11 protein-coding genes are annotated in these 17299 nt (G+C 52.7%); 4 read left to right on the top strand and 7 right to left on the bottom strand.

What is annotated here, in order from left to right; translation table 11 throughout:
* Window positions 1-63: 63 nt before the first annotated feature.
* A complete protein-coding gene (locus tag ACYVAC_RS13995; protein WP_461098314.1) occupies window positions 64-345 on the bottom strand; it encodes a hypothetical protein in 282 nt (93 codons plus the stop codon).
* A 1021-nt stretch (window positions 346-1366) separates the two neighbouring features.
* Here ACYVAC_RS13995 and ACYVAC_RS13990 point away from each other — a divergent pair.
* Together ACYVAC_RS13990 and ACYVAC_RS13985 are read left to right on the top strand one after the other, a co-directional pair.
* Window positions 1367-2320, top strand: coding sequence for a ParA family protein (locus ACYVAC_RS13990; RefSeq protein ID WP_461098313.1), 954 nt, complete (start codon window positions 1367-1369; stop codon window positions 2318-2320).
* 5 nt (window positions 2321-2325) lie between these two features.
* Complete coding sequence (locus ACYVAC_RS13985) at window positions 2326-3246, top strand: hypothetical protein (protein WP_461098312.1); 921 nt, start codon at window positions 2326-2328, stop codon at window positions 3244-3246.
* Window positions 3247-3788: 542 nt separating this feature from the next.
* Here ACYVAC_RS13985 and ACYVAC_RS13980 read toward each other — a convergent pair.
* The 5 genes from ACYVAC_RS13980 to ACYVAC_RS13960 form a co-directional block, all read right to left on the bottom strand.
* Window positions 3789-5699: a YCF48-related protein gene (locus tag ACYVAC_RS13980; RefSeq protein ID WP_461098311.1), complete on the bottom strand. Its 1911-nt coding sequence runs from the start codon at window positions 5697-5699 to the stop codon at window positions 3789-3791.
* 36 nt (window positions 5700-5735) lie between these two features.
* Window positions 5736-7853 carry a WD40/YVTN/BNR-like repeat-containing protein gene (locus ACYVAC_RS13975; RefSeq protein ID WP_461098310.1) on the bottom strand — a complete coding sequence of 706 codons (2118 nt, stop codon included), beginning with the start codon at window positions 7851-7853 and terminating at the stop codon, window positions 5736-5738.
* Between the two features lie 162 nt (window positions 7854-8015).
* Entirely contained in the window at window positions 8016-8726 is a 711-nt protein-coding gene (locus ACYVAC_RS13970; protein WP_461098309.1) for a DUF4143 domain-containing protein, read from the bottom strand.
* Window positions 8727-9528: 802 nt separating this feature from the next.
* Window positions 9529-9921, bottom strand: coding sequence for an EF-hand domain-containing protein (locus ACYVAC_RS13965; protein WP_461098308.1), 393 nt, complete (start codon window positions 9919-9921; stop codon window positions 9529-9531).
* 195 nt (window positions 9922-10116) lie between these two features.
* Entirely contained in the window at window positions 10117-10533 is a 417-nt protein-coding gene (locus ACYVAC_RS13960) for a hypothetical protein (RefSeq protein WP_461098307.1), read from the bottom strand.
* Window positions 10534-11363: 830 nt separating this feature from the next.
* Between ACYVAC_RS13960 and ACYVAC_RS13955 the strand changes: the two genes are divergently transcribed.
* Window positions 11364-12431 carry a type IV toxin-antitoxin system AbiEi family antitoxin gene (locus ACYVAC_RS13955; protein ID WP_461098306.1) on the top strand — a complete coding sequence of 356 codons (1068 nt, stop codon included), beginning with the start codon at window positions 11364-11366 and terminating at the stop codon, window positions 12429-12431.
* Complete coding sequence (locus tag ACYVAC_RS13950; RefSeq protein WP_461098305.1) at window positions 12409-13269, top strand: nucleotidyl transferase AbiEii/AbiGii toxin family protein; 861 nt, start codon at window positions 12409-12411, stop codon at window positions 13267-13269. Before ACYVAC_RS13955 ends, ACYVAC_RS13950 begins: the two co-directional genes overlap by 23 nt.
* A gap of 933 nt (window positions 13270-14202) precedes the next feature.
* Here ACYVAC_RS13950 and ACYVAC_RS13945 read toward each other — a convergent pair.
* Window positions 14203-17226, bottom strand: a complete 3024-nt coding sequence (locus ACYVAC_RS13945) for a type I restriction endonuclease subunit R (RefSeq protein ID WP_461098304.1) — start codon at window positions 17224-17226, stop codon at window positions 14203-14205.
* Window positions 17227-17299 lie beyond the last annotated feature (73 nt).

Below are 17299 nucleotides of genomic sequence, written 5' to 3'. Positions count from 1 at the left end.
AGGAAGTTTAATACAGACCTGAATTAAGCAAGTTCCGTATGCCGATTAACCCAACCATCTCAGCTAGCCCAGGCCCAGTGGCCGATCGGGCGCAGTCAGATCGGCCTGCATCGCCTTTAGTACGGTCATCACCGGCTCAGCTATTTCATAGTTCAGTGTACCGTTGGTGAGCCTCAAGGTTCGGAACAGGGCAAGACCCGTATGATTCTTCTGCTTGTCCCTTACGCTGATACTCCCACCAGAGCAGCCCCACAGGATAGAAAACGTCTTATCATCGTTGGGCGCACTGTAGTCGAACAGGTGAGAACCGGCCGGATATAAATCGGCCCTGTCGAACGAAACCATAAAACTGATCTCCCCATTGACGTTTACAAAAGGTGCGCTGATCTCACCGGCATGAATCCGGCTCAGGATCAGGAAATGAATCCGGCGGGTTAGCTCGTCATGCGTTTTTTCAACGAAGAAGTGGTAGGCTGAGTCGACAAGAGCCGGCAGATTGTCGGCAACGAGGGCATTCTGATCGATGTGAATGGGTTATTTGAAGGCAAGATAAAAACCGGTATCGGTGCTATGAAGTATGGCACCAGCTATCATAAACCCTACCACCTTATATTAATAATTATATTATATACTGAAAATAGTCAATAAAAGGGGTAAATATCGGTTTTTTGGTTGCCGATCGGTCATCAGAGAAGCGTAAAGGCAACATGGATGTGTGTCCATGTTGCCTTTACCGGTCTTTGTCTTGCCTTTAGCCATTAAGTAACTGATAGTCAAGCTATAAAAAAATGCTGTTGATACAAACTAAGTAATCAGACACATTAAATAATCTAAAAAACGGGTAAAAATGGTGGAAAAACGGCGATTAATCTATTATACAAAATAGACGGGTGCGTTTTACTCGTTTTGCCGGTCTTTGTCTTGCCGACAGGCTGTTAATTGCCTGTTTTAAAAAGTTTTATATTGAAAGGCTGCATCTACATATCAGCCTGAACGGCACAATCTAAACCATTTTTTAGGGCTAAAGGCACAATCCAAACCATAAATTAAGACCGTAACCGCTCGCCAATAAGCCAGCAGAGCAGGCTTTACTTAGTTTTGTCATATCAATTAGCAAAAATAGTCAATTCGCCACCGTTTATTTACCCGTTTGCTTGGTTTGTATTGTGCCTTTGCGATTACCCCCTTCCCCCCTTTGTCAAGGGCTGTCTGTAAGCCAGAGCGCCGGGCCAGCGCCAGGCGTAAGGTATAGACTAGCATTCAATGTGACGTACAGCACCTCAACACGGCTTTTTTGACCTACAATTAAGACAAATGCGCTTATATCTCGGTCAAATGCCATAGATTTAGGACAAAAATTCAAATCATGCTAACTAATGATGAGGTAGTCCGGTTTTTAAAGAAAAAACCTACCCTTTCGCAAACGGGCATCAATAAAGAAGCGGGTCTGCCTACCGGCACACTCACCAAGGCCGTCAATGGCCTGCGTAAGCTGTCTGAACCCCATCTGAAAGCGCTGGAGCCCGTCTTGAAACAATATGGTATCAGCGATTTTCTGACCAACCGGGCGGTCGTGCTTTCCATTGTGAATCACAAGGGGGGGGTCGGTAAGACTACCACCACCATTAACCTTGGAAAAGGACTGGCCAATCGAGGGCAATCGGTACTGCTGATTGACATGGATTCGCAGGGCAACCTCTCCCAGAGCCTGGGTGTACACAACCCGGAACAGCAGTTGCTTCATGCCCTGACGCAGGGCGCATCGTTGCCCGTTCTGCCCCTGAAACCCGGCTACGAACTGGTCCCCAGTGATCTGGAACTTTCCAGGGCGGAGGCCGAACTAACCAAAACGCCCAGTGGTGTACTTCGCTTCCGGAATGCAATTGCTCCCCTCCTGACTCAGTATGATTACATTCTGATCGACTGCCCGCCCTCGCTGACCATCTTTACGTACTCGGCGCTGGTCGCTTCTTCAGCAGCGCTGGTGGTGCTGGAGCCGGAAGCATCGGCCGTGAAAGGCATGTACAACCTGCTGGAGCTAATCCACGATATCCAGGAATCGTTCAACGCCAGATTGCGTATAGAGGGGATCGTGATGGCGCGGGTTAATCCGCAGCTGGTGCTGCACCGCGAACTGATGGGCCAGGTACGTGCCGATCTGAAAGGACAGCCTTTTTTCAAGACGGAGGTTCGACAGAACATCGCCCTGGCCGAATCACAATACGTGGGTCAGGATATCTTTGAGTACAAACCTAATTCGACGGGCGCCACTGATTACCAGGCGCTGGCTGATGAAGTGCTTGCCAACCATACTGCCTAGACCACATGAAGAAATTTAAAACATCGACAGGCCAGCCGCCTTCCCTGCACCGAAACACGGCTAACCTGATGCAGTCCATGCTGGATGAGGTCAAGGCCAGTATCGTCGTATTACCAGAACTCAAAGCGCTGATTCCTCCCCTACTGACTGGCGAGCGCGAGCAACTTTCGGCGAACATTCATCAGGAAGGGTGCCGGGAGCCCCTGTTGATCTGGCAGACAACGCAGGGCGTCATTGAGAATTCGGACAAGCCCGATCCCATCAACGTGCTCATCGACGGACATAACCGCTACGAAATATGCACCGCCGGCGGCATCGACTTTCGGATCGCCCTCAAGGATTTCGAGACGATGCAGGCCGTTCGGGAATTCATGATTGACAATCAGCTGGGTCGTCGAAACCTCACCCCCGAGCAGATGTCTTACCTACGGGGTCTTCGGTACAGAAATGAAAAACTTGACGCCGGCCGGCCCACTACCAGTGACACGCCCTCCCACACCGAGGTGGCTCCAAAGAAACGTACCAAAGATAAACTGGCTGAAACATTCAGCGTTTCTTCCCGCACTATTCTTAGAGACAGTGAATACGCATCGGGTATAGACCGGCTGGAACCCGAACTGCGCCAGGAAGTGCTGAGTGGTGCCCGTAAGCTCCCTAAAGATTTCATACGCGAACTTGGCCGCAGTACGATGGTGGACGCAGGCCCGCTAACCTCTGCCGACTTAGCGGCTATGAGCAAGTCCATACCTGGGGAGACTGCTCTAACAGGAGAGTCTACTCCCCCACCCCCTGCTGTCAAAAGCCGGTCCGGCAAACTGGTGGCCAGAATCAAATCCATGGTAGGCCAACTGGACCCAGGCGCGGTCGATTTTGGTAGTCAGTGCGACGCCTTGATAAGGCTTCTCGAAAAAGCCAAAGCGGGCTAATGAAAAGGGTGACAGTCTGTCACCCTTTTCATTTTCACTCATATATAATTCATTATCAATTCATTACCCCTGTCAATCTGTTCTTGTTGACAAACTATCTTAAGTGCAAACGCGTCTACCCTCCCCTGTCAGCGCGGCTTTTGATCTTTCACTCGTAACGAGTCCGATGATTATCATTTCCCCAATTGGCTGTTTGTGCACCAACCTGGTGCAAGGGATTTAGTTACAGCGACTGGTTTAGCTTCAGTACAAGTAATACTATAAAAAAGGGTGACAGTCTGTCACCCTTTTCCAGCCTAAAATGAAACTCAGATACACACACTTTCCGTGTCAGAACCGGATTGGCCAAGGTGTGCACGACCATCAATCCCCATAATGAGCCTGACACGTTGCGTTGACCTGTTTCAACCGAGTTGATCCTCAACCACTAGACCATCAAAATTGGCTTTTGGTATACCCCCAAAGCAGACCGATCAGAGCTTTGATCTATAGCACATAAAAAAGTCGACTACGGCTCATAGTCAGGCGCCGGGGTATCGGGACTACTGTTTTATCAGTTTGTACGCAGCCTGCCGCTCATCATCGCCAACGCAAATCAGGTAAACGCCAGCCGGGAGGTGACTTACATCGATTTCTTCCTCTATGAGGCCACGGCCGTGGATAACCGTGCGACGCAGTACAGGCTGGCCTGTCGACGTGGTTAGTTGTATGGCCATTGGCCGATTAGCTGCCTGGGTTACCGAAACGTGCACCGAATGATGCGCGGGATTTGGGTATAACAGAACTGTACCGGGTGTGCCCGCTGGCAAATCCGTAACAATGAAAAAGAGGGAGTCTGATTGGGTATAACCACACTCATTTACCGACCGAACGGCGTAGTAGCCCGTTCCCTGGTTAAGGCTATACCGCGGGCCTGTTGCACCGGGAATTGGCTGACCGCCAAAAACCCATTGGACGCTTGAGGTTGGGTCGGATCCCAGTTCGGTGGCGCTTATCTGCTGCAAACGGGGTTTATCAGGCAACGTTTTGACTACGACGGTACTGGACAGGGGATCGCTTAAACAATACCCGTCATCAGCCTGCACCGATAACACGTAAGGGCGCCCACCTGGCAGCGGCCAGCGCAGCTCAGTGGCTGGCAGGTAAACATCGGTCAGCAAACTGTCGCCGATATGCCACACATACCGCATCGATTCGGATCCACTTACCTGGTAAGGAGCCGGGATAACCGGACAAGCCTCCAGGGTTTGTTTTTCCCAGCGGGGTGAAGCAGGGCGCACACGTACTGGCAGTTCGATCACCTGCTGTTCGCTGGTACCGCATTCATCCACCGATCGGACGCTAAGCGTGTAGGTGCCGGGTGTAGTTACAGCCACGGTAGCTACACCGCGATTGGCCGTCAGCTGCCCGCCACTCCGCAAACGCCACTCGTAGGAGTACGCATCCTGACTGGTAATCTGGTAGGTTTGCTGAACGCCCAGACAGCCAACAGCTTTGCCGATGGGCCTGTGGGGCTTGGGTGGAACCGGCCGCAGCAGCAGCTTGCCCAATTCACCGTAATAGTTGTCTGATAAAAAAATAAATGAACTGTCAGCCGTAATCTGTGCATATCCGTTGAGAGCGGGTATGCTTCCCATCGACGTCCAGTACTGGCCCCCCGTGGTTGTTTTATACAGCTGGCCATTACGATTCAGATAACCCACTGCTTCACTACTAAACATGCAGCTGTGGATAAACTGACCTGCTGAAACGGGCAGTCGGGTAGCGGACAGATCCACCTGCTGCCAGGTCTGGCCGCCGTTCGTCGTCTTGAACATACGTTCGCTTTCCCACACATAAGCCACCGACGCATTAATCATTTGTGGGGTAGTCGGACTGACCAGTTGACCATCGATAGAGATTGGTGTCCTCTCCCAGGATTTTCCCCCATCGGTGGTTCTGAAATAGTCGCCCGGATTGGTACTACCGACAAGCCCCGTGTTTTCGTCCGCAAACGACAGGCTACTGGTTGGATTGAACGGAGTCGACAGGGTTATCCAGCTTCGGCCCCCATCGGTCGTTTTCACCAGTTGCCCCCGCCCATCGAGCGGAAAAAAGGCGTACATCACCGTTGGGCTCAGCATCAGCAGCTTGTAAAACTGCCGTCCCGGCCAGACCACAGGTCGGGACGACCAGCTGCGCCCGCCGTCGGTAGTGGTACTGATCAGGTATTCGGTAACCACCACCACGTGCTGAGGGCTGAATTGCCGGACGAAAACAGTGCCGTTGAGTCGCTGGGGCTGCGACAGTTCGTAAGTTCGCCAGCTCTCGCCCCCGTCGCGACTCCAGTAGACGGTAGCCACGGCTCCTGACCGATTGGCTGAAACAATAGACTGCCCAATGCGGCTGACGACCCTGACGGCCTGGGGGTTGTGGCTCATCAGCGTCCAGGTGGTACCGCCATCGTAACTCATGGCCAGACTCCGATTGGGGCCAATCAGGCAGCCCGTCTACCCCCAAAAGGCCATCCGCGTGAAAACACCCCGGCTGGGCACAGCCACTGAATCCCAGGTTACGCCATCATCGACAGAACGGAATAGAAACGACCCATCGCCCGTTGATTGGCTAGGCCCCGGGTAGAGTCCACTTACGAACAGGGCCTGTCTGGCGTTTTGTTTAATGTCCATCAACAGAAGCGATCGGGAACTGATTGTCAGCTGGGTCCAGTGTTCTCCCCCGTTGGTGGTACGAAACAGTATGCCTCTACCCAGTGCAAAACCCAGCGACGCGTTGCGAAACCAAACCTTTGAAAAACGGGCATAGGGTTGCGGGTCTACTAAAACAGGACTCCAGCTGACCCCACCATTCGTAGTCCTCGACACGGTGTTGTTGGCGGTCACGTAACCAATCAGTCGACTGACAAACCAGATCGAGGTTGGTTCATTGAACCCACTGGCCCGCCCCGTCCAGCTTTCGCCCCCATCGTTCGTGGTATAGAATTGGCCCCGCTGACTGATCACGTAGCCCGTCTGTTCATCCAGAAACTGGGGACTGGTTAGCGACGCTTTGTCAGTCAGTACGGTTTGCCAACTTTGTCCACCATCTCGGGTGAGTAGCAAACGACCGCTACCGCTGCTGACAAAGCCACGGTTGGGCCCGTTGAAGAAAATACTCGTGAAGTTGTCGATACCAAGGCGCGGCATAATCGGCTGCCAGCTACGCCCACTATCCTGCGTCTGCAGCAGTTGCTGCTGATAGGAACCGGCGTAGCTTTGCTCCAGCAAATACGCCCGGCCCGGCCCGACCAGCTGAACATCGGAAAAGTCGACGCCCATCACCCGGTTTATGCTCTGGCAGCTGCGGGCGGGGCGCGACACGGTCAATACGGGGCTGTAGGCCGATCGCTTTTCCTGGACCAGGGTTTGCAGTCGGTACCGATAGGTTTGGCCGTTGATCACGGCTGTATCGACGTACTGAATTGTATTGGCCGGCAATATCGCCAGTTCGTCAAAGTTTCCCGATTCGCTAACGCTCCGCTCCAAGCGAAAGCCGGTTTCGTTCGGAGTGTTATCCCGCCAGCGTAGCAGGGTCTGATCCCGGGGCGTACTGGTGGCCACCAGGCTATCCGGAAAATTCAGATAGTCGGGTCGTAACTCGTCGATCCCCCGTCGCCATACCGATTGGCCAAACACGGCATAGACCGACTGCTCCGAAACGGCCAGCGCAGTGATGGTATAATTGGGCTGCTGGCGGTTGGTTGGTAAACCCGTGCTTACATCGTGCCACGTTTTTCCCTGATCGGTACTGGCATAGACGTTTCGGCTGCGCGCCGTAGTCGCCAGCCACACACGCGGGCTGGCCGCCACCAGTTGAACCGATGCTGCTTCGGGGGTGCCGCTGCGGGTGGTCAGGGTTACTTTTTGCCACCTCTGGTGAGCCGGGTCAGATAGATAAAGGCCATTCTGACTGCTGACCAATAGCGAACCAGTGGATGTAACGGCCAGCTGCTGAATATCATATACACCGTCCAGCAATTTGGTCCACGACTGCCCATGGTCGGCTGATACCAGCACGGTAGAGTAGGTACAGGCGTACAGAGAGTCCTGCCGATAGGCTATACTCCTCAACTCGCGCACCGGATTGATCTGCCAATTCTGCCCGCCGTCGGCCGACACCAGAACGGCGCCCTCGGAGCCGGGCCGGGTGGCATAGAACCGCTGCCCCCCAGCCACCAGCTGGGTCAGCGCGTTGTAAGGAAACCCCGTCTGTAGAGTTCGCCAGGTACGGCCATCATCGGTAGACGTATGAACACCCTGCGCACTAGCCGCCAGCAATCGCCCGGTTAGCTGCGCCATGGTTCGGGGCGGGGCATCGGAATAGCCGGATGGCGAGCCGATAAAATTCCAGCGCTGTCCCTCATCGGTCGAGAAGGCGAGGGTAGGAATGGGGGCGTACAGTCCAGTTGCTTCCTCCTGGGTAAGGCCTGCCCATACGCCTGCGGGGGCCGTAAAAACCGTAACAGGCCAATACTTCGAACCACTTAACACGGCCTGCCATTGCGCTTTGGCATAGTAGGGGTGGAGCAGGGCTATCAAGCCAACAACAAGGCTTACTAAACGTACAATCATCGCGGGCGCTCGAACTATCAGGGTTCAATAATAAGCCGGGGAAGCGTACGCTGTGGTCTTTTTATTGACCAGGCTACATTCTTTTTGGGCTATCCTTTTCCGAATAGCGTACGAATAAAGAAACTTGTGTTTCTGCAGGCTTCGTTTGTCCGGGTTGTTGCCTCAGTTGGTCAACCAAGCGGGCCAAACGGTTTGCAGGAAATCCGGTAACGGGCAAACGGTCACTCCCTCGGTGGTCGTGTAGGTATGGCCTTGCAGCACAAGCACATACGGGAAGGTCGGTTGGCTATCACGTACACTTTCATAGAAGCCGCGACTCAGCTTGGGTATATCGGCAAACTTGATCTCGACACACGCCCGTTGCCCGTTGGGCAGGATAATAACCAGATCGCACTCGGCACCCGTGTGCGTACGGTAGTAGTAAAACTCAGTCTCGAAAGCCGTCCGGCGTAACTGTTCCAGTACGTACCCTTTCCACGATGCGCCAACCAAAATGTGCGTAGCAAGTTCCTCCGCCGAGCGAATGCGGGCCCGACGGTGTAGCATGCCCGAATCGCACAGATAGTGTTTAGGCGATTTGACCAGCCGCTTCGTTACGTTGGGGAAATAGATTCTCAAGCGATATAATAGATACGCACCTTCGGGCAGGTTGGGTTTTCGCTGTACTTCGTCAATAATGACGTATCGATCGACGGTCTGACTTAAGGAGGACGAGGCACTTTGCAACATCTCTGCGTCGGTTGTCCGTTGAAGGTCCAGATATAAGGAAGTAGTGAGCAGCTGCGGCCGAATCATCTGCGCCAGCGTAGTAGTGCTAACCTGGCGTGGGCCCAGCAGCACGCACACGAGTACATGAGTCCGGGAATCGAGCAACGGGGTGTTATAGGTCGTGTGATTACCCTACGAATGCACATTATTATCCCTGAAAACTGAAAGAGTGATTTACTATTTTTCGTGGATAGTACGTGGTCTAATTAGCCTGCGCTGATCTGCTAAGTCAGGGGGTTGTGCGCTGAAGTGGGCAAGATGGCTTCAAGCCGGGGCGTAGCGCTACTACCTTTCGAAAGGTCATACAATTCGAGCACTGTGCTACACATCAGAGAGACGGAGTCATCAAGCATGATTAATTGCCCCCTTTTTGTGAAAAGATGGCGGAGCAAACCGGTTCCCGTCTCCAGTCAATTACAGACTGGCTGGATGAATACCGCAGCTGATTTTAATAACTAGAACAACGATTTGGCGAAGCGTTTCGGAATGATAACGACGCAAAGAAAAAGGGTGACAGCTTGTCACCCTTTTTCTTTGCGTCGTTATATATCTAGTTATCAACTATATAGACCCATGAGCGGTATATATATCCATGGCATTCTATCCGATTCCTTATCAGCCAATCTGGTACGGGCGTTTCAGGTACAGCAACGGATTTTAGCATGCCCGTTCTATCCCTAAACGAACGGTAGCTGGACGTACAAGAAAAGGGTGACAGCCTGTCACCCTTTTCTTGTAGGCGGAATCCTTTTAAAGCGTGTAGCCATTCAAAACGCGCTACTTATGCTGAAATAAGCCAGTATACCCAACGCTTTCCAACGCCTAATATCCTACAGACTGCTGACTGAATCCAATCAAAAATATGGCCTGTTCGATCACTGGTGAATAGGTTGGCAAGGTTAGCCTGTTAGAATTGCAGCCTATTAGGTAAAGGCGATCTACCTGTTATCATCTCAACAAACTCCTCATATCCGATTGATCCGCTCCGATCCCGGTCAAAGCGCTGAAGAAGTGCTCTAAGCTGCCCGTCACTTATCTTGATATCATGCTGTTCATACACCAGTTTAAATTCGCTGGGCGTTATCGAACCACTTCGATCCCGGTCGTACAGCATGAAATTCTTCAGAAGATCTGCCTCTGATATGGCAGAACCAACCTCATTAGCGGTCGCCAGCATACCAACCAGCGGATCAGGATCTAAAGTTGCAGTAGCCTGTGGAGCTACGTTCGTAGTCTGATGGCACGCCGAGACGCTCAATAGTATGGACGCTACGGCAGCCAATAAAAAATGTTGTTTCACTCTGTTTGATTGTTTATGTTCAAATAAGGTATATACGTTGGATTGGTACAACAACTGGATCATACCAGGCTCCTGCGGCCTGCTCTTTCAATTCGGCAAACAAGTAGGGCACGTAAGAGTGAGTGCATACTGCAGCCTTGTAGACAGTAGCATAGGCCATATGGTCGCTAACAAAACAAAGGCAGTCGAGATAGCCTATTTCACCCGTTTGGCCGGTAGCTGGGCGCCCATCTGCTCCAGATTCAGGGTGTCATCATCCACCTTCACCAGTTCAGCATGTACATCTCTGGCCGTGATTTGCTGCGTAGGAAAGCCCGGATTGATCGCCATGTCGTAAACGATAGTCAGCGCCGTGGCACGCTCTTCGAGTACTCGAACGTTTATGATGTTTTCACTGCTTAGATGGACGGTGAGTTTACCCTCCTTCTTGGCGATGTCGATCCAAAGTGTTATTTCTTCGGCTTTCCCACCCGGGCCAGCCTGCGGCCCTGCGGGATGAGTGGCTTTCCATTTGCCAACAAAAAAGTCGGCGGAGGTCGATGCCTGGGCGAAACCGACTGTGGAGGCTACGACCATACTCAGCAGTAGCAGCATTGTACGGGTTGTTTTCATGCGTCGTGCGTTACGTGAAAAAATAAGTAGGAGGAAACCGCCTGGCCTGGACGACTCTACAGCGCGACCAGCAGGTGTATGGTGCAAAGCACCGGGTCTGTCTGGATAAAAAAAATACCTCGGTCGAGGTATTTTTAAACGCTGAGCGAAATTATTTTCTTTCAGCTTACGGGACTATTCAGGCGCCCATCTTCTTAATAATCAGTTTACTATCAATCAGATCGGGTGTTTTTTCAAATTGTCGCCATAGGAATCCAAAACAGGCTTGTTCTCGGCGGTTCCGATCAATTCACCGGGTCGACCTCCTGCCAAATTTCCCGAAGCAATCATCGCAGGCCCTTCAACAACTCGCATAACTCGATCCTATACCTGGTAAAGTTGACTCTCCCTACTCGAGGTGGCGATCGCTGAATGATCGCCTGTATGAGAGACCTCGACGCTCCTGGCTCTGCGGAATAAACGCAACGCTTTTGCTGGATCAACACGAAGCGGGCTGATTGTTTTTCCGTCATCCGCAGTACCGACGCCGATGGAATGAGACAATATAGTGAGGCAAAAGGGCACAGAGTTCATGGAGCCGTTAGGCTGTATGATGGTAAAATGGTCCGGTTTGAGCAGCCTGATGCGTCGGTCTGGCTCTACATTGTCATGCCTTAAACAAGCAATGCTACATTGGCTGCCTTTCAGACTCCGGCGGCTACGCTTCGTTCAGAAAATCATTTGAAGCGTATGAAGTACCTGCTACCCGAAACGAGTAGAAACAGAATCAGATCAGGCCACAACTTAGCGACAGCTAAGTTGCTTTTCTATTTTTTGTTCGATATTTTTACTTGTTCGTTTTTTTCGTACAAATCAATAAATCGAACGTGATAATTACAGAGGAACAGGACCTGTTGGAGGAGGGAATGGCTACGCTGGCAGAATTTCTGCCGGAAGTCGGGATACGCTTTGAGCGTACCCCGGTAAAAAGAACTCGGTACGATGCCATAGTGACGTTGCGGGTTGGCGAAAATCGAATAACGTTGTCGGTCGAGGTCAAACAGTCGGCCAAACGCATCGTCTGGGGCCAGTTACTGAATCAACTTACCGATGCCAAAAATCCCACCCTACTTACCGATTACATTAATCCAGTCTTGGGTAAGAAGCTGAGAACGCAGGGTATCAACTATATGGATACCGTCGGCAATATATACCTTCGAGTCGAAACGGGCGGACTACCTCTCCTTATCTGGATAGAGGGCCGAAAGCCGATTCGCCAGTTGGCAGAACGGGCCGACCATGCCTTTACAAAAGCCGGATTACGCGTTACGTTTGGGTTGCTGGCACACCCAGACTGGGCCAATGAAACAGTACGGACCATCGCCCAGGAAGTAGGCACCGGCCTGGAAACAGTGCTTCGGGCTAAAAGCAGCCTCCAGCAACGGGGTTTCCTGAAAGAAGTACGACAGGGTGAGTGGAAGCTGGTGAACCGCAAAGCGTTGCTCGATAAATGGATTGAAGCTTATGCGACACGCCTGCAACCGGGCTTGCTGTTGGGCCGGTACCGACTCCCGAACGGGAAGTCAATCGCTGACTGGCAAGGTCAATGTCTGGCGTCACCACAAACCCAATGGGGGGGCGAACCGGCTGCCGATGGCTTGACCGATTTTCTGCGACCGGCCGAATGGGTTTTATATACCCGTCAACCAGCTAGGGAAGTAATGAAACAACTACGCTTACTCCCTGATCCGGGACATGGGTCCGTTCGCCTATACAACAAATTTTGGCCGCACGATGAGCCGGGCAATGCTGTATCTCCGCTGCTGGTGTATGCCGACTTGCTGATCAGCGGTGATCCGCGCAATGCCGAAATAGCCCAAAAAATTCTCGACACCCATGTACAAAGTCTCCTTGACTGAATGGCACCGGCAACGCTTCAAACCCATCTTCGCGTGCATCGAACGGGCTTGTGAAGAAGTCGGCGTCGAGTTTTATCTGGTAGGGGCCGTTGCCCGCGATATTTCCATGGCAATTCATGGAATGGAATCGTCGCGGGTGACGCGCGATCTGGATGTAGCCGTGTTGGTAACCGACGAGGCTGAATATCAACGACTCAAAAACAACTTACTGGCGCAGGGTGACTTTGCCGAAATGCGGGATATACCCTTCACCCTGAAATATGCAGGCCAGACCGATGTGGATCTGATGCCGTTTGGGGGCCTGGAATTGGACGCAAACGTTCGGCTCAACCGGGGCGAAGGGGTTGCCAGTCTGTCGGTAACTGGTTTCAGCGAAGTGTACACGCGCGGAACACAGGCTGTGACACTAGACGATATATATACCTTTCAGGTGTGTGGCCTACCCGGTATGGTAATCCTTAAACTAATTGCTTATGACGATCGCCCCGAACACCGACTTAAAGATTTGGCCGACATTAGCTTTATTCTGAAGAACTACCTGAACATCGCCAGCGAATCTGTTTACGACACTCACTATGATTTGCTCGAAGCATCTGACTCGCTGGAGCACACGGCAGCCCGAATCCTGGGTCGGGATATTCGCCCACTACTCGACCCATCACCCGCACTTCGGCGACGGATTACCGGTATTCTCGATCGGGCCATTGCCGAAGGCCCGGAGGGAAAGGTAGTTAGCCAACTGCACAGCGCTCAGTATCGTGTGTTCCCATTAGACTATGTATTTCACCTAATAGACCAACTTCGGAAGGGGATAGATGATCAACTCGATACTCACTAACCAATTCCTAGAAATGCCTCAAGTGACCCGGCCGGGGCGGAAAGGCTCAGCCGGGCGCGTGTACGATATATCGATCTGGAACGTTTATGGTAGCATGCTCTATTTAGGTGGATGCGTTAACCTCTACCCATTTGCGAGGCTAATCGAAACCGGTCTGGTGTCTATTTGCCACCAGCAGCAGCGTACAAAACCTATCCGGCCTTTGCTCACATGAACTGTCATCGACATGTTCTGAGCAGTTACAGCCGATACACAACCAGCGGCACGTTAAGTTGGCTACCAGCTGATTTAGCACTCCCTAAAAAAAAGGGTGACAGACTGTCACCCTTTTTTCTTTACTGTGACATTCAACTCATTATCAATTACATAACCCTACAACCGATCTGGTGAATGTCTATCCCAAAGCTAATGCCTTACCGGCCGACCTGGTAGTGGGAACGCTGGGTTATAGGAGACTTATTCTACCCCAGGGAGGAATGCAATTACGCTAGACGAAAAAGGGTGCCAGACTGTCACCCTTTTCTAAAAACTGGCTTCCGCCCGAATGAGTGGTCTATGAAAGCGCCTAATACACTACAGACTGCTGACTGTTGCCAATGAGCCCCCCGGCCGATTAGATACCTGCCTGAAAAAGGGTGTCAGACTGTCACCCTTTTTTTGAAAGACAGCAATCCAGGGCGCCCAGCTGTTCCATAGCCACCCCAGGGCTGGCTGCGCTGCTGGCTGACAATGCCCATTAACTGAAAAATTGGCCTGACCATACAAGCTGCAGGCCCGGCACAACCGGCCTGTTTCACCCATTTGGCCTATAGCCAGGCGACCATTTGTTCCAGACACTCAGCCCGCAAGAACACAATTGGCACCTGACTGGTACTGCTGGCGGGGCTCTTCTGATTTGAGGTCGTTTTATCCCCGTCCCGGCCCCGTCTGCCCCTACTGTGCATTGATTCGCTTGTACACTTTTTTCAGCATCCACTCTTTCACCAGGTCGCCGAATTCTTTCTCGCTCATGATCTTGGTGAAGATGTCCTGGTTCTGCTCCATGCGGTCGATCAGCTTTTCAACGAACAACTCATCGAACCCGTAGCGAAACGTCTCGACCGGGTTGTTCTGCGCCTGATAAATCAGCGTTTCGTCGCTCACCAGTTCCTGCTCGATCTGATCGAAGAATAATTTATCGCTATCCGTGAAATCAGTACTGAACCGGTCGTTCAGGACGTGGATGATTTCCGACAGGCGGGCCTTTTCTTCCTTGTCGCGGGTCATACCGGTTTCGGCGTTTCCCCGTAACCCGTAGTCCTCGCCCGATTCCAGCGCTAGGGTTTCGTTGTCAGCGATCTTCTGCAGGCGGTAATAAGCCAGGGCCACTTCGTCGTTGAGCTGCAGCCGCTCGCCCATATCCTGCCGGGGTAATTTCAGGTGCAGATACTTGCCGAAGGCGTAGAATTTTTCCAGCTCCGTATCGCCGAAAGGCATGATCTGCGCCAGAAACGCGTAGAGCCGCAGCCACTGATCGAGTTGCTTTTTGAACTCGTCCTGCACTTCGGGCTCGAGGGCTCTAAAGCGATCGACGGCCGGCCCAACGTACCCATACAGCTTGCCCTGGTCTTTGTTTGTGTTGACAGACGCAAAGAAAACAGCGCTGAAACTGTTGATCTCCGACTGCCAGTACACTTGCCGACTATCCAGCTTGTGCTTCAGGTCGTAGAGCAGGTTGGGGTCGGTGGCTTCGTCGACCGTGGTTTGTTCGTAGTACGGCTGGAACGACGCGATAATCGTGTCTCGGTCGTTAGCAAAATCGAGCACGAACGTATCGTCTTTGCCGGGGTATATCCGGTTCAGCCGCGACAGCGTTTGCACGGCCAGTACGCCATTCAGTTTCTTGTCGACGTACATGGTATGCAGCAGGGGCTGATCGAAGCCGGTCTGGTACTTGTTGGCCACCAGCAGCAGCTGGTAATCGTCGGACTCGAACTGTTTGGGCAGGGCTTTTTCGCTGAAGCCGTTGAGCTCCACTTCAGTAACACCGGCAGGGTACTGCCCATCGATTACTTTGCCCGAGAAAGCCACCAGGGGCCGGATATCCTGATAGCCTTTCTCGCGGATGTACTGCCTGAAAGCCAGGTAATACCTAAGGGCATGCAGGCGCGAACTGGTTACCACCATGGCTTTGGCCTTGCCGCCGATTTTCTTGCTGACCACCTGCCGGAAATGCTCGATAATGACCTCGGTTTTCTGGGCAATGTTGTGCGGATGCAGCGACACAAACCGCCCGATGGCCAGCGATGCTTTCTTCTTATTTAGCTCAGGATCGTCTTCGATGGCTTTCGAGAGCCGGAAATACAGTTCGTAGGTCGTGTAGTTTTTGAGAACGTCGAGGATAAAGTTTTCTTCGATGGCCTGCCGCATCGAATACAGATGAAAGGGGAGGGGGGGGCCATCGGGGCCGGGCGTACCGAACACGCTCAGGGTTTTAAACTTGGGCGTGGCCGTAAAAGCGAAGAAGCTGATATTAGGCTGCCGGCCCCGGGCTTCCATCGACTTTCTGACCAGATCTTCCCCATCTTCGGTGCCTTCGTCCGTATCCTGCGCTTCGGCATCGGCCAGGGTAGGGGCGGCCAGAATACCTTTCATCTTTTTGGTGGCCTCGCCCCCCTGCGAGCTGTGGGCTTCATCGACAATAAGGGCGTACCGACGCGCTGAAATCCGGGCCAGCGACGCTTCTTTGACCAGCTTGCCATCCTGCACGGCCCGGTCGATCGACTCCAGCACAAATGGAAATTTCTGGAGGGTAGTGATGATGATGCCACTGCCCGACACCAGCGCATCGCGCAGCTGCGCCGTGTCTTTGTCGATTTTCTGCACCACACCCGATCGCTGCTCAAACTGGTAGATGTTGCTCTGTAACTGCTGATCGAGCACTTTACGGTCGGTGATAACGATAACGGCGTCGAATACACGCTGATCGGCGGTATTGTGCAGCGTAAAGAGCCGGTAGGCCAGCCAGGCAATGGAGTTGCTTTTGCCCGACCCCGCCGAGTGCTGAATGAGGTAGTTATTGCCGGGGCCCGCCAGCCGGGCATCGTGGGCAAGTTTGCGTACTACATCGAGCTGGTGGTAACGGGGAAAAACGATCCGCTCTTTTTTGTGGGTCTTACCCGTCTGTTTATCCTCGATGGTTTCGGTTTCTACGTGCAGAAACCGGCCAATCAGGTCGAGCCAGCTATCGCGCTGCCAGACCTCTTCCCACAGGTACGCTGTTTTGTAACCGGTAGGATTGACTGGGTTTCCTGCCCCTTTGTTACTGCCCCGGTTGAACGGTAGAAACCGCGTTTTGGGCCCGTCGAGCCGGGTAGTCATAAATACCTCGTCGGCGTCTACGGCGAAATGCACCAGCGTGCGCGACTTACCCCGAAACAGCAGTTCGGCCGGGTTGCGGTCGTGCATAAACTGCCGTCTGGCGTGGCCGGCATCCTGCCGGGTAAACTGGTTTTTCAGCTCGACCGTAGCCACCGGCAAACCATTCACAGACAGCAGCAGATCGAGCGAATTCTGGTTGGCCGTACTGTAGTGCAGCTGCCGGGTTACGTGCAGCTGGTTCTGGGCATAGAGGGCCAGCGTATCGGGGTTAAGGTTGTTTTCGGGCTTGAAAAACGCCAGCCTGAACAGCACGCCATAATCGACGATGCCGTTTCGGAGCACATCGAGCGTGCCCCGAAGCTCAAGTTCTTTCAGGAGCCGCTGCGTCAGCTTGGTTTCCATGTTGACGCCGTGAATCTTGACCAGTTTAGCCCACTGTTTGGGCTGGCTGGTACGCAGAAAATCGAGGCAGTAGCGGGGAAACAGGGCCTGCGCCCGGTCGAAATCAGCGTCGTGGCCCGGTAGCCAGCCGCCCGACTGGGTCAGACTATCGACAATGGCGGTTTCAAAGGTGTGTTCAGAGGTTAAGGATGGCATGGAAATGACATTGAAAGGCTAAATCGTGTCTAATCTTGTTGAGTTTTGTCTAATCCTATTTCAATTAATATTT

Source organism: Spirosoma luteolum, from assembly GCF_054778875.1.
Note: the sequence above shows the minus strand (reverse complement) of the source record. Positions and strands in the feature narration are given on the sequence as shown.